Here is a 22028-nt window from a genome sequence, read left to right on the forward strand (position 1 = left end):
GCTGAAACGAAAACTTTGTGTATGGAAATATTGTTGATTGTACTTGGCATTATAGTTCTCGTCTATTTAATAAATAGACAGAGAGAGGAGATCAAGGGGCTGAGAGAAGGACTTTCTCATACTTTTGATCAACTGAATACGCTAAGAACTCTATTGGAGGGAATCAAAAACAATGTTCCTATTGATGCTCTTGATAAAGAGGAGTCAACACCTGAAGAAGTACAGCAGGTACAAGAAGTAATCACTCCGGCTCCCCTAGCGGAACCGGAAGATACCATTCCAGTACCGCCACCGATTCCTGATATTCTTGTACAGGAAGTGCTGGAGGAATCATTCAACGAGGTCGCTCCAGTAGAAGAACACAAAGAAACGTTCTCTGCTCCACCGGTTGTTAGAGAAGAGCAGTTATCCTGGTTTGAAAAGTTCAGACAAAAGAATCCGGATATCGAGCGTTTTATCGGTGAAAATCTAATTAACAAGATTGGTATTATAATCCTTGTATTGGGTATCAGCTTCTTTGTCAAATATGCTATTGACAAAGAATGGATCAACGAACCGGCACGCGTTGGTATTGGTATCCTGGCCGGAGGTATACTTTTGGGAGTAGCACACCGACTTCGCGCCAAGTTCAAAGCTTTTAGTTCCGTACTAGTCGCTGGTGGTATCGCTGTATTCTATTTTACTATTGGTATCGCTTTCCATGACTATCAGCTATTTAGCCAGACTACCGCCTTTATTATTATGGTGGCGATTACAGCGTTTAGTATTTTCGTATCACTGGCCTACAACCGACAAGAGCTTGCCGTCATGTCTGCTATAGGTGGATTTGCGGTACCGTTTATGGTCAGTACAGGGAATGGCAATTATCATGTCCTGCTAACTTATATATCTCTGTTGAACTTAGGTATATTAACCATTTCTTATTTCAAGAGGTGGTTTATCATAAACTTTACGGCATTCGCTTTAACTTTTCTTATCGTCGCTGCCTGGTACATTTCGCTGGAACCAACATCGACACTCGTACTCCTTCATGCGCTTCGTTATTGTATCCTGCTGTATGTTATATTTACAATGGCCTTCATTATAAATAATATGGTCCATAAGAATAAGTTTGCGAACTATGAAGTCGGAGCCGTAATCTCGAATACAACGGCATTCTATGCCATAGGCTATCATATTATCCATAGTTATTCTCCAGCCTATGTTGGACTCTTTACCATACTACTTGCGGCTTTCAACATTCTCTTTGCGTATGTGATATTCAAAAAATACCGCTTTGATAAAACAATTATCTTCGTTCTTATTGGATTGGCTCTCACTTTGGCTACAATCACTATCCCCGTCCAATTTGAGGGTAATTATGTAACTATCTTTTGGGCTTGTGAAGCCGTACTTCTCTTATGGTTGACCCACAAATCTCAACTAAAAGGTTTCTTATTGGGTGCTGTTATTGTACAATGGCTCGCGATACTGAGTCTACTACAGGATATCGCCGCTTATATTGAAGATGAAGTATCACACGTCTTTGTATTGAACACGGTATTCTTTACAGGATTAATGGTAATCGGTTCGCTAATTACTTGTTATAAGCTATTAAAAAAACATCCTTACGCCTATACGCTATATGGGGTCAGCTTCAATCAGGTGGCTTACCGTAAATTCATCTTTGTATTGGCGCTAGTTTTTGCCTACCTCCTTCCGCTGATCGAAATTGGTTATCAGACCGCTCATTATTTTGACAATTCGGGTACGGTTTACTTCTTCATCTACCTTTACCATATGGTATTTAGTACGCTTCTGTTGTATTTTGGCAAGTGCAGGACAAAACTAATAGAGACACTGTCCGATGTCTTGACCATAATGAACGCGATATTCTATATCATTGTGGCCTACAGAATTCCAATCATTGAGAAATATGAAACATTTATTTATAATGATGGAGGTTTTCCTTTTGCCTTCAACCTGCATTACATTTCTGTTTTTGCCCTCTTACTGCAGATATTTTGGTACCTAAAACGTCATTTTTTACAGGTTCCATCAGCTGGAAAACAGAACATATACACAGCTTGGCTAGTCGCCTTTTTTATTGTCTATCTATGCAGTGCCGAAGTCAATATTGCCTTTCTATTTCAAGCGGCGAATTTTGATGATTATTATACCACCCGCGAGTTTGTGATGAAAGTAATCTTCCCGATATTATGGGGATTATTATCTTTCACATTCTTGATATATGGAATTAAGAAAAACTTAAAAACAGCACGCGTCATCGCCCTGAGCCTACTCGGAATTACGATACTTAAGCTATTTATCTACGATATCCGGGATGTTTCAGAAACAGGTAAGATCATCGCATTTATCCTATTGGGTGCTTTAATTCTCACCATATCTTTTGTGTATCAAAAAATCAAAAAACTAGTCGTAGATAATGACAATGAAAAGCTATAAATCTCTTTTATTCGCGCCACTTTTTACGCTTGTTTTTTGCTTACCTACTGCAAAAGCTCAACAAATACAAGCGAAAGTAACGGCCACTGAAAATGGCTACAGCAGCATCCTCATCCCTCAAGAATTTAGGGCAAGAGTAGGCAATGACTTAGGCATACTGCGCTTAAAAGATGCTAAAGGCAATGAAGTTCCATTTGTCGTGAAGCCACAGGAAGTGGATACTTCTTTTTTTTCACCACTATCGTACGAACGCAAAAAAAACACTTCTGATAGTACTGAGGTATTCCTGATCGACCATAAAGACAGGAAAAAAAACAGTGGCTATATCTTACAGGTTGCCAATTCGGAGAATAATAAAAAATATCGTATTGAGGGTAGCGATGATATGCAGAGTTGGTTCGGTATTGTAAACAATGCACTACTGACAAATCTAAAGGACGATAATCAGACCTTTACGAGCAAGCCTATCCATTTTCCACCGGTAGACTACCGCTATATCCGTATTGTGCTTGATGATAAGAACTCCCCTCCGATTAAGATTCTAAATATCGGCGAGATAAAAAATAATGGAGCGACACTAAAGCTGGAAAAAGTCAAGGAAATATCCTACCAACAAACGAACAATCGTGATAATAAAACAACGACGATAGCGGTCACCAAAGACTTATGGACGCCCATTGACTATTTTCAAGTCTATGCCCGTAGTCCTAAACAATACTACCGTACGGCACATACTTATATAGAACAACAAAAAACAGGTGCCACAAAAAATAATAGCAGACAAAAATATAGCGTTAACGAATATATTCAACTCCAGAGCAATACAGGCGGAATGTATGCGCTACAAGAGTTATATCCTAACACATTCTTTATCGAAGTCGAAAACGAGGATAATCCGCCACTCGAAATAGACAGCATCGTTTTCTACCAAACCCCTATTCATTTAATTGCTGATTTGGACATCAAGCAAGAATACAGCTTGCAAGCGGATAGCAATTGGAATACGCCTAGCTACGATCTATCTAAAATAGATCTCAACCTACCCCCGAATATACCAGTAGCAAAAGTAAGTGATATTCAAGCCCATAAATCGGATACGACACGAGAAGAAAAGGGCTACGGAAATTGGATATTGATTGGGTGCTCCATCCTCGGAATACTCTTAGTTTTTTATTTTGGCAAGGGCCTCCTAAAAGATTTAAATAAATAAAATAAACCTTTATTTAGATTGATACGGTTTCCCGTAAATAGTGCTATATTTATGGTGCATCTTTGTACCTAGAATAGTAAGGATATTTCTAGCGTAAAAAAACTGAGTACCAAATCAAAAACATAATCCTGACCTATGACTGCAAGAGAATTTGTGTCTAATATTCGGGCGAATCAACCCGAGCGTATACACCTCGAAAACAGGTTAAATACGGAAACATTACATGGCATCTTGAGCGATGCACATATTTCTGATTCAGACTCTAACTACCAGGAGCATGGAAACGAAATATTGAACCTCCTACACAACTTTGATCTATCCCGATTGAACGTCTATGACATCACCTTTGACCATGACTTAGAGGTATACCAGGACTTTCTATTTTTCGGATGGGATACGATCGGTGACCGACTAGGCTACCATATCCCTTCTGGCGAAGTAGTAAGTTACTATTTACACGGAGATTGTGTGCACTTCAGATGTGCTATGAATGACAGGCAATTCCTACAGTTATTCTTTGAATTGTATCTGCTGCTAAAAGGGCAATTAGAAACGGAAGATGAACAGGCAAAGGACAGAATAAGGGAAAATTTCTGGTCCAAAACCACATCTACTGTCCCTGATACGTATTGGAAACATTACGAGAGATTCTTGGTTTCTACTTAACTATTCCCTCTTCTGGACTAGCCGACTACCGGGCAAACTTTCTATATTTGCATTTCCATAGATAAAAAGGAAATCAGATATGTACAACTTTAAGAATGACTATTCAGAGGGAGCGCATTTGCGTATCTTAGATAAGTTAAGAGAAAGTAACCTCATACAACAGCTGGGGTATGGAGAGGATGAGTATAGTCTGGAGGCAAAATCTATCCTTAGACAAAAGATAGCTAATCCAGAGGTGGAAATATATTTCCTGTCTGCAGGAACGCAAACTAATCTATTGGTTATCTCTTGTCTTCTCCAATCCCACGAGGCTGTAATCAGTGCGCAGTCCGGTCATATCTATGCCCATGAAGCTGGAGCCATAGAAGCTACAGGTCACCGGGTTATTACGGTAGAGACCAAAGACGGTAAGTTGAGGGTTGCAGATATTGAACAGGTTGTACAGAATCACACCTTAAGGCCACACGTTGTAAAGCCCAAATTGGTCTATATTTCCAACTCTACCGAGATCGGAACGATATATCAGTTGTCCGAATTAAAGGCATTATCAGATTGTTGTAAGCAGCATGGTCTCTTATTATTTCTAGATGGCGCACGGCTAGGTAATGCACTGACTGCTACAAATAATGATATTACACTTGCGCACATCAGTCAACTGACAGATGTATTCTATATTGGAGCAACCAAAAATGGGGCTTTATTGGGCGAGGCAGTGGTATTCAATAGCCCATTGCTGTATCCTGACTTTGACTATGCCCTAAAACAAAAGGGAGCACTATTGGCCAAGGGCAGAATACTCGGAATACAATTTTTAGAACTGTTTAGAGATAACCTCTATTTTGAACTTGCGGACCATGCAAACAAAATGGCCATGAAAATTGCTGCGGCCGCTGAAGAAATAGGTTATGATTTTTTGACACACTCTACGACCAATCAGGTTTTCCCAATTTTACCTCGTCACACCATCACGGAGTTGCATAAAAAGTATCTTTTCTTTGAATGGAAAGCTATAGACAAAGACAATTCTGCCGTACGGTTGATTACCTCATGGGCAACACCAGAATCTGTGGTCGATGCATTTATTACAGATTTAAGGTCTTTACAATAGACTACACATCTTGTTGGTGTAAAGCGATTCTATTACCCTCTGAATCTTCAAACTCGGCGATGAAAAAACCATATTGACTGTTTTCGGTTTTGGGATATAAAATACGTCCTCCATATTCGATCACCTTTTGAAGGGTATCATCTATATCGGCCGTTTTAAAATATAAGATAACTCCGTTTTTCGTAGGGATATATACGTCACCTTTGGCCAGCGCACCGGAAATACCCGACTTGGATTCGGAGAAAGGAAAAAGCGCCATCTCGTAATTATCAATAACCTCATTTTCAAAAACAAAACCGAAAACATAGCTGTAAAAAGAGGAGGCCCGAGGTAAATCGTTTACCGGAATTTCGAAATAGATCACAGGATTGGTCGTAGCCATAGTTTTATTAAGTTGATAGTATGTACAGGATAAATATACTTAGATTCCTCCACATCTTAATTAAAGAAGTATACGATCACGAGCAACGAAGGCACAGCTATACCTATCCAAAGAAGTATACCTAATATAAAAGGTTTTGCCCCAACGGATTTCAGAACTTTTAAAGACAAACCTGAACCTATTAAAAAAAGAACGACAGTAAGTCCCCCTTTGGACAAGGCTACAATTGAAGCCCCCAACTCGTGCAAAGGTTGGACATAAGTATTCCCTAAAACCGCTAAGACAAAAAGACCTATAAAATAGGGTATTTTGACCTTCGTCCCCTTTTCCTTAAAAAGAATAGCGCTCCCGAACGTCACAGGAATAATCCATAATGCCCTGGTCAATTTGACAGAAGTCGCTATCTGTAAGGCCTGTTCGCCGTATCTACCAGCAGCACCGACTACAGAACTGGTGTCCTGTATCGCTACAGCGCTCCAAAGTCCAAACTGACTCTCGGATAGATGAAATAGATGTCCCAAAGGAGGAAAAAGAAATAACGCTACCGCATTCAATATAAAGATTGTTCCTAAAGCAACACTAATCTGTGCTTGCTTTGCTTTTATAACGGGTGAAATCGCGGCGATAGCACTCCCTCCACAGATAGCTGTCCCTACTGTAATCAGGAAAGATATCTTCTTGTCGATCTTAAAGAGTACGCCGGCTACATAACCTAAAATCAGTATACCAAACAACGAACATACCGTCAATAAAAAGCCATTCTTGCTCGCTCCAATGGTAGACTCTACATCCATTCCAAACCCTAATCCAACCACAGATACCTGTAATAAAATATGGGTTAATTTTGCCGTAGCATTTGGAAAAGGATTACGCAGACACTGGGCTGTGATCACGCCTAGCAAGAGTGCCAAAGGAGCTGAAATAAAAGGGAATAAACATAGCAGTCCCAATCCAACAAAGACCACTGCTTGAATAGATAGCCGTCTATCCGTAATAGCGTCTTCATGCTGTGGCCTGCTAACTATTCTCTTATCGAAACTGTAAGTATGTTCTTTTTCTGACATCATGAGTATTTTTTTGTTCTTATTTCCTACAAATTTCAGCAGTATGATTGTCGAAAGAAAATGAGAAATCCCTATACGACATAACCTCAGGTTATGCCATACATTCCATAACGTACTACCGTTACCAACAGAGCAGATCTCCTCATTCCGCAACATTCGTCCGGATTCTTTCTTCTAACATCCGCGGTGTACCTGAAAGGAGTAAAAAACAGCGACTTTCAACGAAAAGATTCCTATCTTTGATTATTAGTTTGAATAAGCTTTCCTAAGCAAGTTTTAACACATAAATTAATACGTATCCGAAACGATAAATATCTGTATCAACTGATAAAAATTTTATGGAATTATATGATTTTGGCATAGTTGGTCTTGGTGTTATGGGAAGAAACCTCCTATTAAACATGGCCGACAACAAATTTGCCGTAGCGGGATTAGACCTCGACCTCGCTAAAGTACAGTCTTTAGAAAACGAAATTAACGACACACATCAGGTAAAAGCGACTACATCAGTAGCTGATTTTACACAGGCAATCCGAAAGCCTAGAGCTATCATGTTGCTAGTCCCTGCAGGAAACCCTGTCGATAGTGCCATAAACAGCCTACTTCCTCATCTGGAAGAAGGAGATATTATTATCGATGGTGGAAACTCCTATTTCCCGGATACCGATCGTCGTTTTATAGAACTATCCAAAAAGAATATACACTTCTTCGGAATGGGGATATCAGGTGGTGAGAAAGGTGCCCGTTTCGGTCCCAGCTTGATGCCGGGAGGTGACAAAGGAGCATACGAACGCTTGCGTCCTATTTTTGAAGCTGTCGCGGCTAAAGTAAATGGTGAACCTTGTGTAACCTACCTAGGTAATGGTTCTGCAGGCAACTATGTCAAAATGGTTCACAATGGAATCGAATACGGTGTAATGCAACTGATAGCGGAGACTTACGACTTGATGAAACGTGGTTTCGGTATTGATGATGATAAAATACAGCAAACATTTGCGGACTGGAATAAAGGTGAATTACAGTCATTTTTAGTAGAGATTACCTCAGAAATCCTAAACAAATTTGACGAAGACGGTCAACGCCTTGTCCACGTGATCTCTGATTGGGCAAAATCAAAAGGAACAGGTAAATGGACTTCTCAAAATGCGATGGACTTACAGGCTCCAATCCCAGTAATAGATGCGGCAGTAACGATGCGTGATATGTCCAAATTGAAACCTGAACGTATACAGGCTTCGGAAAAATTAACCTGGTCTCCTACTGTAGATGCTATCGACAAAGATAAGGTCATCGAACAAATAAAAGATGCGTTCTACTTTGCTATGCTAAACACCTATGCACAAGGACTGTCGCAGCTTACCATAGCATCCGAAGCTTATAATTATGGCTTAGACTTAGAACAGGTAGCTAAAATATGGCGCGGTGGCTGCATTATCCGTGCAGCAGCTTTAGAAGATTTCAGACAAGCCTATAGCCGCAACCCTGCCCTAAGAAACATCCTATTGGATGATACTGTTGCACAAAATGTGTCAGCAAGACAAGAAGGCGCTAGAGCGACCATCAAATACGCTGTTGATAATGGTATCCCGTTTGGCGCATATATGAATGCCTTGGCGTACTTTGACTCATACCGTTCAGAGCGCATGCCAACGAACATCATACAAGCACAACGTGACTATTTTGGCGCACACACTTACGAACGCATAGACCGTGAGGGTTCGTTTCATACGCAGTGGGACTAAGATAAATTGATTACCTTTTTTATAATACAATGAAGACCAGTAAAAAAGCCAGACCTTCCATTATAGTAATTTTTGGAGGTACGGGAGATTTGGCGAAGCGTAAATTGATACCCGCTTTTTACAATTTGTTTTTAGATAATTGGATGCCTGAGAAATTTGCTATTATCGGGTTGGGCCGTAGTGAACTTGATAATACGACGTACAGGTCTCACCTAGCAGAAGGCTTATCTGAATTTTCTAGAACAGGCGCACCAGAGCAACAAAAATGGGAAGAATTCAACCCTAACATTTCTTATTTCCAATCGAATATCGAAGATATCGATTCGTATAAAGCACTGGCAGCCCAATTGGATGCGCTGGATGAACTGTGGGGTGAACGTGCAAACAGATTGTTTTATCTTTCTGTCGCACCGCGCTTTATTGAAGCGGCTACCTTACACATTAACGACTCTGGTCTTGCTAGTCTACCTGAAAAAGATCGTATTGTAATCGAAAAGCCTTTCGGAAATGATAAAGATACGGCAGTTGCACTTAACAAGCTCCTAAGACAGACTTTTCAGGAAAAACAAATCTATAGAATAGACCACTATCTCGGCAAAGAGACGGTACAGAACATTCTAGCCTTTCGTTTCGGAAACGCTCTTTTTGAACCTCTTTGGAACAGAAACTTTATTGATTCCGTTCAAATCACAGTGGCAGAACAAGTGGGTGTAGAAAACCGCGGAGGATTTTATGAAAGTGCAGGAGCACTGAAAGATATGGTACAGAACCACCTGTTACAAATCTTATGTATGGTGGCTATGGAAGCACCTGCTTCTTTCAAATCGGAAGAGATACGTAATCGTAAGGTTGATGTGTTACGGGCTATACGCCGCATTAAACCCGAAGAAGTACAACGGTATGCGGTACGCGGTCAATACAGTGATGGCTGGTTACAAGGCAAAAAGGTACCTGGGTACCGAGAAGAAGAAGGAGTCAGTCCAGAATCGAATACGGAAACTTTTGTCGCTGTTAAGTTCTTTTTAGACAACTGGCGCTGGCAAGGTGTACCTTTTTATTTGAGAACTGGTAAACGTATGCAAGAGAAACACTCTTCGATTACGATACAGTTTAAGCCTGTACCACACTCTACATTCTCTGATGGACAGATGGACAATCTAATGCCTAACAAGCTAACTATAAATATACAGCCTCAGATGGATATCCGTCTGCGTTTTATGACAAAACGTCCTGGCTTGACAATGGCTCTAAATCCTTCGGAAATGGTTTTCGATTACGACACCTGCTCTACGCAATCTCCGGAAGCTTACGAGACGCTATTGCTTGATGCCCTTAATGGTGATGCTACGTTATTCATGCGCTCGGACCAAGTGGAAGAAGCTTGGGACGTAATCACTCCAATCCAGGAGGCATGGGAAAGCAGAAGTACGCTTGATTTCCCGAATTATGCTTCGGGAACCTGGGGACCAGAAAACGCAGAGGCTCTGGTTGCTCAGAATGGGCATGTATGGGCTGTAAATGCACATCACAAATCCAGATAAAAGGGCTTTTAGCCAAACTAGATGAGTTGAGTATAGTTATACATTAAAAGTTTGAGAAATTGATACAGATATTTGAAAACACACAATTATTGACTGAAGCGGCTGCCGCTCTGTTTGTAGATACCGCAAAGAAAGCAATAGCTGAACGAGGAAAATTCACCGTGGCACTCACTGGTGGTTCTTCACCTATAGCTTTGCATAAGCTACTTGCATCTGCAGCATATCGGGACCTGATAGATTGGCAAAAAGTGTTTGTCTTCTGGGGTGATGAGCGCTGGGTACCATTCGAAGACGAGCGTAGTAATACGACAATGGCATTTGAAACATTATTAAACCATGTTCCAATACCAAAAGAACAGATCTATGCGATGTATAGTGAAACAGCAACAGCAGAGGAATATGCAGTACAATACGAAGCAACGATAAAAGCTGTCGTGGGTGAGGATGGTGCATTTGACCTAATTTTATTAGGCATGGGCGACGACGGTCATACCGCATCTTTATTCCCGCATACCGCTGTGCTCAATGAAGAAAAGAAATGGGTAGATGCGTATTACCTAGAGCCTCAAAGCATGTATCGAATCACGCTAACGGCTCCGCTCATCAATAAGGCTAAAAACATTGCTGTACTTACTTTCGGCGAGAAGAAGACCAATGCATTGTATGAGGTATTAGAAGGTGCAAGAAATGTGCAGGAATACCCTTCGCAGCTACTTGCTCCTACAAACGGAACCCTAGTATTTTTAACAGATAAGGTCGCTGCGAGTAGATTGACTACTTCGAAATAATTATAGCTTCTTATTTATAAAAAGTGGTCACACATCTTATCATGTGTGACCACTTTTTTTATAATACCAAAAAACTAAGCTACTAAATAAAAACTCCTAACGGCACAGGGCCTATTAGGAGTTTCTAAAACTTAAAGTAATTTTCTAAACGCTATGAATTGATTTTTCTAATCGCTTCGATACGACGTAATAAATCAGCATAGTGGTCAGACTCGAAACCTTTACTACCTTTTGTCAACTTCTTAACCCGTACTTCCGTGTCATTTAAAGCACCCAAAATCAAAATACGCATATCAGAAAGGTTAGGATTGTAAGGTGTCAAACCTGCGGCTGCATAAGCAGTCTCTTGTACCGGTTTATCCAACTTCAACATGACACCAAGACGATCGACATAAGCACGCTGTAGACCACGCTTGAACATATCGTCTTTTGCTCCACGGAAAATCGAATTGGACACATCAGCCAACAATTCGTTGACCGTATAGGCTTTATCCCCATTCTTAAATTCATTATCGATCATACGCGCAAAGCCATAAGTCTCTAACAACGATGTCAATACTTGATTCTGCATCTCCTGCACTTTATTCGCCATCGTACCGTAATCGATACGCTTCATTAAGCTTGTATCCAACAACCAATACGGGGTTTCAAATACATGTTTGTTTACAAAAGCAACGGCTCCTTGCTGCTTCTCCTTACTAACATAAGTATAAACAGCCCCTTTTTCGCTTTTCGTTTTGTAATCCTCAGTCATGGCACTCACATAGGCGATAGCATGATTAATGTAACGGCGATATTGTCCGATTAAATCTTTGTACAGATCTTTGGTATCTTCTAGGCTGCCATTTTCTTCGTAAGTCCATTTTTCCAAATTAGGAAGGATATATTTCAAATTGGCAATACCGTATTCGCCCGCTTTGACAGCATCATTACCCAAGTCTTCGCTTTGCGCTCTCGGATCCATAGACCCTTGCTTACCATAGTAATACAATGGATCGCCAGCCTTTTCCTGAATTTTTGTTTCCCACCAATCACGATCTTGCTCAGGAGTTCTGCCTCCGTGATGACGATAGCCAAAATCAATAGCAAAGCGATCATATGCTCCGATCTTAGGGTAGATATTCTTTACCCCATCACCTGGTTGCGCCACGTAGTTAAAACGGGCATAATCCATAATAGAAGGAGCTGTACCATTTTTTTCAGTAAAAGATGGTGAACGTAAAGAATCTACATCAAATGCATAACTCGAACCGAAATTGTGCAACAGACCTAAACTATGTCCTAATTCATGCGAAGAAACAAAACGAATCAACTGTCCCATCTGTTCGTCAGATAATTTTGCACCGCGTGCTTCCTCATTGATAGCGGCAGTCTGTACGAAAAACCAATTGCGCAATAAGGACATTACGTTATGGTACCAACCCACATGACTTTCTATTATCTCGCCCGATCTTGGGTCAGAAATACGGGGACCGTAAGCATTCTCAATCTCGGAAGCAAAATAACGAATCACCGAATAACGTGCATCTTCCGTACTGAATGTTGGATCTTCCTCTAATGTAGGGGCTTCTTTACCAACAATAGCATTCTTGAAGCCTGCGGCCTCGAATGCCGAGTTCCAATCATTCACTCCTTCAATAAGGTAAGGAACCCATTTTTTAGGAGTCGCGGGATCAATATAAAAAACAATCTGTTTCTTGGGTTGGACCAGCTCGCCACGTGCGTACGCATCCGCATCCGATGGTTCTAAACGGTAGCGTTGGATAAACGCATTGCGCATTACCTTCTGATCATTCGCTCCAAAATCTAATTTCCGGTTTGAAAAATATCCTACGCGCTCATTTTCATAACGTGCTTGCATAGGTACCTTAGGCAACAAGACCATCGATGTATTCAATCCAAAAGTCATAGTACCGACCGAATTGTCTGCCGGAAGAACAGGCGACTTAAAGGTCTTTACAGTACGAACCTCAACATTCTCCGGAAAAGATTTGATCGTATCGATGTACGACTTCTGCCCGTCAATTCCTGCTATCTTGTAGGTTTTCTTTAATTTTTCTGGCAGTGGCATACCTGGTATCTCGCCGTTATAGAAGTCTGTAACGTCAATAACCACGTTCTTACCACCATTGTTAAATGCTTTGATATCAAAAGCCGCCAATATCGGCAGGGCATTGGAGTTCGCTAGTGCGGCATCCATATCCCTATTGACAGTAGCAATATAGGCATAACTTGGCACCTTAATGTAAACCGTATTCTCACGACGTTGCCATTGCCAAAGTTGTTCATTCAGCATCTCCCCTCCATATTGGGAGCGGAATTCTTTTAATCCTACAGGTGTTTGCGTAAAACGTGTTACAACCAACATATCTCGATTCAACAACGTGTCCGGAATCTCCATGTAATACTTATCCTCTACTTTGTAAGTATTAAAAAGTCCAGTCGATTTCTTCGCATCATTACCTATGAGGTCTTCGAACTTCTTTATTTTATCTTTTTTAGTCTTGTCAGATTGCTCTTTCTTTTCCGACTCCACCTTGCCCGGAAGATTAACCAAGCCTCCCCATTTACCAGATTGCGCTACGGTTACAGTAGCTTGCAAACTTAATATCGCCAACGCGATTCCTAATTTATTTTTATATCTCATTATCAATTATGTGCAAATCGAAAAACTACCAGCCTGGATTCTGTGGCTTCAGATTCGGGTTTACGCCCATTTCTACTAGAGGAATTGGAAACCAATAATTCTTATCCTCGAAAACACGTGATCCCGCATTTTTGTCTTTATAAGAAATAGTACCATTAGTCGCTTTGGTGATAGTCACCCCTCTCACCGATTTATTGAGGATAGCAGCAGCCTGTTTCCAGCGCTTTAAGTCCTGATAGCGGATATCATCTTCGAAAGCAAGTTCTATACGACGCTCTCGATGGATACGTTCACGCATCTGTTCTTTATTGAGTCCTGCTGGAATAACGGGCATACCAGCACGTTTACGAATCGCATTGACCGCATCATATACCGCTACACTTGGGCCATCGGATTCATTCTTCGCTTCAGCAAAGTTTAACAAAACCTCACTATAACGCATGATAACCCAGTTGGTATTACTTCCTACGTTCTTGTCCTTATTGAAATCAAACTTTTCGTCCATAAACTTGCGGATATAATATCCGGTAGGTGTAGGATTCGTTCTTGGCAAGTCTTTACCTCCGGTAAAAGTTTCTACAGCGCGATCTTTAAAATCTGCCCCATTAAAAAGAATAGATTTTGCAAAACGAGGGTCGCGGTTTTTGTATGGAATAGCAGGATCGTAACCTGAGCCTGCCTCGTCGATACGAAGTCCATTTGCCATTTCATAGCTATCTACAATATCCTGGGTAGGACAGTTAATACCTTTGCCACCATAACCTGCAGGGGTATTATTCTGATCATAAGCATGCATCTTCTCTCCCTTTATCCCATTATAACGAACCTCCAAAATCACTTCAGGTCTGTCCATAATATTCTTATTCACAAAGACTCCTGCATAGTCCTTCTTTAATTCGAATGCGTTGGATTCCATAACAACCTGAGCAGCGTCGGCAGCCACTTTCCATTTCGCTGCTACATCTCCTGTATTGACCAAGGGGCTCGCTCCCCATAATAGTACGCGACTCTTAAAGGCTGCTGCAGCTTCCCTGGTAATACGTCCCCAATCTTCCTTACCATAGGTACTTGGTAATTCTTTGGCTGCAAGATCTAATTCCTGTATTACAAATTGTAACCCCTCTTCATGTGTAACCTTCATCGGCTTATCTTCAGCCTCTTCGATAGATTGATGCTTTAGCAATAACGGTGCATCCTTGAAAGAAGTAAATAAGTTAAAATAGACATAAGCGCGCATAAAACGAGCCTGCCCCAACAAGACTTTTCGTTCTTCTTCATTCAAGACATTCGTTACTGCAGCCCTGTTAATGAAAACATTCATTTTTCGAATCTGTGCGTAGCTGTCTTTCCAGAGATTACGCTCCGGAAATGAGGTGCTCAGAAAATCACCAGTAAGGTAACTTGTAATCTTCTTCTCTTCATTGCCGACTAATTGTATATCATCGGTCTTTGCTGCCGGAATGTAAGTATCAAAGCCCGTTTTTAGGAAGGTGTAAAATTCATTGACCGATAGTTTGATCAGTTCAGGATCGTTCCATACGACCTCTTCGGATAATAAGTTGAGAGGTTTTCTATCTAAGAAATCCTTTTGACAAGAGCTTAAAGCCAATGCTAAGGCTAATGTACTCAAGGATAATATATGTCTTTTAATTTTCATGGATTTTATTCTTTTATATATTAAATACCAACACGTAAGCCCAACGTATAGATTCGTTGTGGCGGATACAAACTAGCCGATGCTCCTGTAGATTCTGGGTCAAAACGCTTGCTCTTACTAATTGTAAACAGGTTCTGTCCTTGGAAATTGATTCCTAAAGACTTGATACCTGCACGTTTGATCCAATCTTTCGGAAACTCATAAGCAACTTGTGCTGTACGCAGTTTGAGATAGTTACCATTTTTCACGTAGAACGTCGATGGCAACTTGTTATTTTCATGATTGGACAATAGACGAGGGTAAGAAGCGTCTAAATTTTCGGGTGTCCATCTATCGAGATGCAAGTCATAAAAGTTGGCCAAGTCATCGCCCGGTTTATAGTTGATGAATACATCTGTGGATGCCTGAAAGAATGCATCTACAGATAAGCCTTTCCAGGAAGCACCTAAATTCAAACCATACACTGTTGGAGGGAAGATATAGATGGCTTCAAAAGCACGGTCTGGACTACCACTGTACAACTCTACCACGCCATCGCCATTCATATCTACATAGCGGATATCCCCTGCTTTTGGTGTAATAGGTGAACCATTAGGGCTATTCAGATATTTAGCCCAATTGTCTGCTTCGTCTTGGTTACGGAATATACCATCCGCTTTCAAAATACGCGACATACCAATTGTAGATCCCTCTTGGCGTAAACCTGGCAATACCGCATCATTCTCCCCATAATCTACAGCTGTACTCTTCGTATAGGTCATATTCAGACGTGCATTGACCCGCACGTTGCCAAGTGTATTTCGATGGGATACGGATGCCTCATAGCCGTAATAGCGTTCTTTTGCAAAGTTTTGCAAAGCTGGATTGATACCGAATGTCAATGGTACGTCGTAGCTTCTCGACCGTAGGATATCAAATTTATTCTTATTATAGTAATCGACTTCAAAGCCCAATTTACCATTCCAAAGCGTTGCATCAATACCTATATCAAAAGCATCAACCTTTTCCCAGGTGATATTTGTATTTGGAACGGTTAGATTAGAGATACGAGCAAGTGGGCTCATATTGTCTGAAGTACCAAATACGTAACCAGCAGGAATCAACGCATAATTATAGAAGTAGGTATACAAATTGCCACCGTCATTACCTAAACGGCCAAAGGAACTTCTTAGCTTTAGGTTATTCACGAAAGCAAAACGTTCTTTGAAGAAATCCTCTTCGGAGATGTTCCAAGCAGCGGAGATTGCAGGGAAAAAGCCATTACGTTTACCCTTAGGATAGTAGGGTGAACTGTCATAACGGAAACTTCCCTCGACGATATAGCGCTGATCGTAGTTATACTGTACCCTTCCGACCATACTGCGTCTAGCATTCTCTGACGCTGAACCTAAGTTCTTTTGTGTCTTAATATCCCCTAGAAACAATTGATCTAAACTAGAAACAGGGAAATTACTACGTTCGGCAGAAAATACATCACTCTTGAATTCATTTTGCTCATACAACGCCATAGCATCAATATTGTGCTGTCCAAAATGACGTTTATAATTCAACTTCAGCTGTATATTGACGTTGTTGTTCTGGTTGTACGACTGTTCCATCCGTGCCTTTTCGGTACCGTTTTGTAACGTATACTCCTCTTTGGTGTCCGCTAATGTATACTGTGGAAACGGAATAGCGAAAGACTTCTGAAACGAACTATTGCGGTCGACAGCTACAAACGCGCCTGCTGATAGTCCCGGTACAAAAGGTATTTTTTGCGTTAACCCAAAACTTCCTGTAAACACATTACGTGTATTTCTCTTATACCCACTATCCGCCATCACATCCGTAATAGGATTACCGGCATAACCTGAATAGGCATACAGCCCATTGGTAAAGCGAGAGGGCATTACAGACCCCAATGCGGCTAAACGTCCGAAAATATCTTCTGGATGATTGGATGGATTGTCTGAATTCTCAGTGATATAGTTTAATGAAACCGATAGGTTCGTATTTGGTGTTACATCATAATCTGTATTACTAACTATACCATAGCGTTTCATGCCAGACGTCTTCATCAAACCATTCTGATCGGTAAAAGAACCTGACAGAAAATAACGGGCATTCTTACCACCGCCACCAATATTAACATTATGTTTATGTAATAAAGCCGTTTTATCCAAGACATCGCTATACCAATCGGTATTCGGATAACGATCCGGATCAGATCCATCTAAGAATTTTTGTAATTCTTCGTCCGTATATTTCCTTCTTGGTGAACTTCCTCGGTCAGCGATATCATTAGTGTACATCTCGTTGTTCAACAAGGCGTAATTGTACGAATCTAAGAACTTGGGCAACCGCGTGCTCTGCTGTACCCCAAACTGACCTGAATAATTAATATCCAGACGATCACGATATCCTTTCTTGGTGGTAATCAATATCACACCATTAGCACCGCGTGTACCGTATACTGCAGCAGATGCATCCTTCAGCACTGTGACGCTCTCAATTGCATTGGGATCTAGCTTATCTATCTCCATCCCGATCAGGCCCTGCCCTTCACGCGCTACACCATCAATCACGACCAACGCCTCGCCCATACCACGAATCTTTAGGGTAGCACGATCACGATCCGGCGCACCGGATATCATCGTTGAACTCAAACCAGGAGCTCGTCCCATTAAGGTGTTCGAAATATTAACCGCAGGCGATTTAGCGAGCTCCTCGCCTTTTATTGTGTTGATAGCACCTGTAACTACTTTTTTCTGTTGTGAACCGTATCCAACAACAACAACATCTGTCAATTCATTTACTGCTACAGAAAGTGTCATCGTTATAGGCTTGTTTACCTCTTTAACTCTGTACTGTCCTTTTTGATAACCTAAAAAACTGAACTCTAGAATATCCTCCGGTTTTGCTCCAATAGAAAACTTACCTTCAGCATTGGTGGTCACTACCGTCCCTGTTCTTGTATTACGGATAGTCGAGCCTGCAATAATATTTCCTTGATCGTTTCGCAATACACCATTCACGATAACGTCCTGTACTACATTATCTACTACAGCTGTATGCGAAGCGACTTTTTTCTTCTTCAGAACGATATTTTTGTCTTTGATTACGTAGGTGATGTCTGTCCCTGCCAAAGCCATATCCAAAGCCTTTGCTACGGACAGTCCCTCGATACGAATGTTCTTAGCTCCTTGCCGTTCTAACAGCTGGTCATCGTACAGAAAGTTGTATCCTGTCTGTTTTTGTATTTCTTTGATTAGGCTTTCCATTCGGATCTGATTCTCACGAATGTTTACATTCTGGGCTTCTCCCTGAAAAGACACAAGGGTAAAGGCCACAGCAACGGGCAATACCTTGGTTTTCATCGCCCATAGTGCGCTTGAAAGATTTCTATTCCATCTTTCCTTCTTTTGGTTGTACTTCATTTTATTAGTTAATTGTTTAGGCTACTTTATATTTTTTTACGCTATATAATTAATTGTTCAAAAAGCTCATACTTGCATCTATTTTTTCAGGTAGACTGTCCTTCCCTTGATGGAATAGTTTAGAGATTCGGTATAACTAAATAATTCCAATGTTTCAGATAGTTGACTATAGCGGGTCAAAGAACCCGAAAATGTCTTTGTCAATAATCCCTCTGATCCCTTCTGAATGACAAACTCAACATCGTACCAACGTTCAAGTTTCTTCATGATATCAGTAAGGGGCTCTTTAACAAACACAAATCGATTGTCTTTCCAGGCCGCCACAGATTCAACATCGACTGTACGCCTTGTTAATTGATTGCCAAATGCATCACTCTGCATACCCGGTTGTAGGTTCAGCTGTCCATTTGCAGCGTTAACCTTCACAGATCCTGTCAGCAAAGTAGTCTGGGTATGTTCATTCGGATATGCCGACACATTGAAGCTGGTCCCTAATACCGTGACGGAATGATTCTGACTTTGTACAATAAAAGGTCTTTTCTTATTCTCGGTTACCTCAAAGAAGGCTTCTCCGGTTAAATGTACGGTACGGTTGTTCTCATCAAAATGAAGGGGGAAGTGCAACGAAGATGCTGCATTTAACCAAACTTGTGTACCATCGGATAAGACGAGCCTATAATGCCCCTTTTTAGGCACCTCTATCGTACGCCACACAGTCTCTGAATTATCTCCATTCAATTGTCTCCCGGTTCCATCCTCAAGGCTACCGTCTCGAACAACCAACTCTCCCTGCTCACTAAGATTGAGTATTTCTCCATCGGAGGAACGCAAAATGGCGGCATAACCACCCGGTGCAACATCTTCCTTGGGAACACTGCTCACCACGGACTGCGAGTCAGGAGACTGCTTCCAAATAAAGTAGGTACTGAATAAAGTGAATAATGCTACGACAGCGGCGGCGTAAGGCCAGTAAGGGAATAACCTTACCTTTGCTGTTTTGCCGCTAGCTTTGCTATTGCGCGCTAAGCCTACTGTTTCAGAGAAGCGTTCAAAGGCTGGTTGCCAATCTTTAGCACGTTCTTCAGGCTCTAGGCTTACAAGTGTATCCAACATCAAGCTGTCCAGAAATTCTGCGTTCGTAGGGTCCTGTACAATCTCTATCCACTCCAAAAGCTCTTCGGCGGTCAGTGACTCGTGAACATACTTGTTATACAATAAGATAATTCTTTCTGTTTTCTTCATGATCAGGTATAAGGTCCCCAATGTATAATGACGAAATAGGGGACGGAGGGAATACTAAACAATTACACTTTTTTTCAAAAACAACACAAAAACCTATCAATCAGTGTGTTAATTTTACGTAAACAAAATATTATTTTTAAAGACACATGCTTTCAATAAGAAATTATGGGATAAGCCCATATCTACATGCGATTCAGAATTAAAAAAGCGAGTAAAATGGACTGTACCTGTGCATGGTGACGGATATATAGCCGCAATGCTTTAAGTCCTCTAACGACATAAGTTTTGGAAGTATAAACCGAGATTCCTAATTGCACAGCAATCTCCTCGTGAGACAAACCTTCGTATCGGCTAAGAATAAACACTTCGCGTATATTGACAGGAAGCGCGTCAATACCGTCGCGTAAACAATTCTTAAGATCTTTATAAACCAGCTGTTGCTCTGGTCCTAACGCATCATCACGCAAATTAATAATCAGATTCTCGAGATTATCGGTCACCAGGACACGTTTCTTTAAGAAGTCTAGACTGGCATTACGTGCGACGGTATAGATATAAGCATCTAGATTACGTATCTGAGGCAGCTCTTCTTTGTTGTTCCAGATTTTAATGAAAATGTCTTGGGTGAGGTCTTCTGCCTGAATATCGGACTTGACCAGCATATGTACTAAGGAATAGATACGAGGCCAGTACGTAGCGAAGAGCTTTTCGTAAGCTTCATTTGTCCCTTCTGAAAGCTGCTTTAACCAATCTTCATCGATAATTAATTCAGACATATACTTAATTCCTAAAACAAGTAATCGGTCTGAATATCAATCAGAAACACCCTATTTTAAACTTGCGGGACAAATTTAGACAATTCTACGTAATTATCAACCTATCCTCCCAGATTCCCATTCATATTGATGTCACAATATAAGTAACGAAAAACTCCTCTTAACGAAAAAGACAGAAAGAAGGATCAGATGTAATTTACAACCATGTACGGGTGAATTGCATCAATGCAAAAGTGAATTACATCAATGCAAGAGTGAATTACATCAATGTAAAAGTGATTTACATCGATGTAGAAGTGATTTACATCAATGCAAGAGTGAATACATCAATGCAAAAGTGAATTACATCAATGTAAAAGTGATTTACATTAGTGCAAGAGTGAATTACATCAATGTAAAAGTGATTTACATTAGTGCAAGAGTGAATTACATCAATGTAAAAGCAGTTAACATCACTGCGAGCTTGAATTACATCTTTGTAAAAGTAGTTTACATCAGTGTAGAAGCAGTTGACATCAACTTAGAGGTGAATTACATTAGTGCAAGCTTGAATTACACCAATGTAAAAGTAGGTGGACTTTCCAACGCAGGCTACTTATACCCGCTGGGATTGGTTCAGCCCCTCAACCCCAAACGCATCCCTGAACCTTCTTGAATCGAACCCCTGGGTTCGACCCCAAAGGGCACAAAAAAAGCCTCAACTTTCGTTGAGGCTTTTTTTGTGATCCCGCTGGGATTCGAACCCAGGACCCATACATTAAAAGTGTATTGCTCTACCAGCTGAGCTACGGAATCCTAATTCTTTATATCGAATTATACTTCGTTTATTTGAAGTGTTGCAAAGGTAGGAAAAATATCTTTAAATGCAAGATCTAGGCATAGATAAATTAAAAAAAATCACTTTTCACATTAGAAAAAGCGAATATAACACTACACCAAGCTGGTTTAAAAGAACTTAACGAAAATTAAAGCCACAACTCCATACTGAAAAAAGTTTCTGCATTTTGCCAAAAGCACAACTTAGAACGCTCTCCCCTCAGCATACCTTCAAATTCCTTCGGAATCTGTTCCCTCCTAGCTCCAACTTACCAGCAAAGATTACTTGTGACCGCTGGGATTGGCTCAGCCCCTCAACCCCGAACACATCCCTGAACCTCCTTCGGATCGAACCTCTGGATTCGACCCTAAAGGGCACAAAAAAGCCTCAACTTTCGTTGAGGCTTTTTTGTGATCCCGCTGGGATTCGAACCCAGGACCCATACATTAAAAGTGTATTGCTCTACCAGCTGAGCTACGGAATCCTAATTCTTTATATCGAATTATACTTCGTTTGTTTGAAGTGTT

The 22028-nt window shown here is 40.9% G+C and carries 15 protein-coding genes and 2 tRNA genes; 8 read left to right on the plus strand and 9 right to left on the minus strand.

The annotated features are described in order from the left end of the window. Positions 1-21: 21 nt before the first annotated feature. The 4 genes from JKG64_RS08495 (at position 22) to JKG64_RS08510 (ending at position 5429) form a co-directional block, all read left to right on the plus strand. A complete protein-coding gene (locus JKG64_RS08495; RefSeq protein ID WP_210353864.1) occupies positions 22-2445 on the plus strand; it encodes a DUF2339 domain-containing protein in 2424 nt (807 codons plus the stop codon). Beyond that, positions 2432-3655, plus strand: coding sequence for a DUF3999 family protein (locus JKG64_RS08500; protein ID WP_210353865.1), 1224 nt, complete (start codon positions 2432-2434; stop codon positions 3653-3655). The genes JKG64_RS08495 and JKG64_RS08500 overlap by 14 nt, the downstream gene beginning before the upstream one ends. A gap of 135 nt (positions 3656-3790) precedes the next feature. After that, positions 3791-4321, plus strand: a complete 531-nt coding sequence (locus JKG64_RS08505) for a hypothetical protein (protein WP_210353866.1) — start codon at positions 3791-3793, stop codon at positions 4319-4321. Between the two features lie 79 nt (positions 4322-4400). Beyond that, positions 4401-5429: a threonine aldolase family protein gene (locus JKG64_RS08510; protein ID WP_210353867.1), complete on the plus strand. Its 1029-nt coding sequence runs from the start codon at positions 4401-4403 to the stop codon at positions 5427-5429. Position 5430: 1 nt separating this feature from the next. On the opposite strand, the gene JKG64_RS08515 is transcribed toward JKG64_RS08510, so the two are convergent. Together JKG64_RS08515 and JKG64_RS08520 are read right to left on the minus strand one after the other, a co-directional pair. Then, a complete protein-coding gene (locus JKG64_RS08515; RefSeq protein ID WP_210353868.1) occupies positions 5431-5811 on the minus strand; it encodes a VOC family protein in 381 nt (126 codons plus the stop codon). A gap of 56 nt (positions 5812-5867) precedes the next feature. Continuing rightward, positions 5868-7031 (minus strand): YeiH family protein, encoded by a 1164-nt coding sequence (locus JKG64_RS08520; protein ID WP_246512507.1) that lies wholly within the window; start codon positions 7029-7031, stop codon positions 5868-5870. Between the two features lie 182 nt (positions 7032-7213). Here JKG64_RS08520 and gndA point away from each other — a divergent pair, with 182 nt between their 5' ends. From gndA to pgl, 3 genes are read left to right on the plus strand one after another with little or no spacing between them, the layout of a single operon-like run. Next, complete coding sequence (gene gndA / locus JKG64_RS08525; protein ID WP_210353869.1) at positions 7214-8617, plus strand: NADP-dependent phosphogluconate dehydrogenase; 1404 nt, start codon at positions 7214-7216, stop codon at positions 8615-8617. Positions 8618-8646: 29 nt separating this feature from the next. Next, positions 8647-10158: a glucose-6-phosphate dehydrogenase gene (gene zwf, locus JKG64_RS08530; protein ID WP_210353870.1), complete on the plus strand. Its 1512-nt coding sequence runs from the start codon at positions 8647-8649 to the stop codon at positions 10156-10158. A gap of 59 nt (positions 10159-10217) precedes the next feature. Beyond that, positions 10218-10946, plus strand: coding sequence for a 6-phosphogluconolactonase (pgl, locus tag JKG64_RS08535; protein WP_210353871.1), 729 nt, complete (start codon positions 10218-10220; stop codon positions 10944-10946). A gap of 151 nt (positions 10947-11097) precedes the next feature. Here pgl and JKG64_RS08540 read toward each other — a convergent pair whose 3' ends face one another. The 5 genes from JKG64_RS08540 to JKG64_RS08560 form a co-directional block, all read right to left on the minus strand. Further along, on the minus strand, positions 11098-13593 hold the full coding sequence (locus JKG64_RS08540) for a zinc-dependent metalloprotease (protein ID WP_210353872.1): 2496 nt from the start codon (positions 13591-13593) through the stop codon (positions 11098-11100). Positions 13594-13618: 25 nt separating this feature from the next. After that, positions 13619-15250, minus strand: a complete 1632-nt coding sequence (locus tag JKG64_RS08545) for a RagB/SusD family nutrient uptake outer membrane protein (RefSeq protein WP_210353873.1) — start codon at positions 15248-15250, stop codon at positions 13619-13621. 20 nt (positions 15251-15270) lie between these two features. After that, a complete protein-coding gene (locus tag JKG64_RS08550; protein WP_210353874.1) occupies positions 15271-18666 on the minus strand; it encodes a TonB-dependent receptor in 3396 nt (1131 codons plus the stop codon). Between the two features lie 78 nt (positions 18667-18744). Next, entirely contained in the window at positions 18745-19908 is a 1164-nt protein-coding gene (locus tag JKG64_RS08555; RefSeq protein WP_210353875.1) for a FecR family protein, read from the minus strand. A 182-nt stretch (positions 19909-20090) separates the two neighbouring features. Further along, the gene (locus JKG64_RS08560) at positions 20091-20684 is read right to left on the minus strand and encodes an RNA polymerase sigma factor (protein WP_210353876.1); all 594 of its coding nucleotides are present in this window, start codon (positions 20682-20684) and stop codon (positions 20091-20093) included. A gap of 379 nt (positions 20685-21063) precedes the next feature. Here JKG64_RS08560 and JKG64_RS08565 point away from each other — a divergent pair, with 379 nt between their 5' ends. Next, positions 21064-21339 carry a hypothetical protein gene (locus tag JKG64_RS08565; RefSeq protein WP_210353877.1) on the plus strand — a complete coding sequence of 92 codons (276 nt, stop codon included), beginning with the start codon at positions 21064-21066 and terminating at the stop codon, positions 21337-21339. A 67-nt stretch (positions 21340-21406) separates the two neighbouring features. Here JKG64_RS08565 and JKG64_RS08570 read toward each other — a convergent pair. Together JKG64_RS08570 and JKG64_RS08575 are read right to left on the minus strand one after the other, a co-directional pair. Beyond that, positions 21407-21479, minus strand: a tRNA-Lys gene (locus tag JKG64_RS08570). A 433-nt stretch (positions 21480-21912) separates the two neighbouring features. Continuing rightward, a tRNA-Lys gene (locus JKG64_RS08575) sits at positions 21913-21985 on the minus strand. Positions 21986-22028 lie beyond the last annotated feature (43 nt).

The organism is Sphingobacterium tabacisoli, from assembly GCF_017908035.1.
GTDB lineage: Bacteria > Bacteroidota > Bacteroidia > Sphingobacteriales > Sphingobacteriaceae > Sphingobacterium > Sphingobacterium tabacisoli.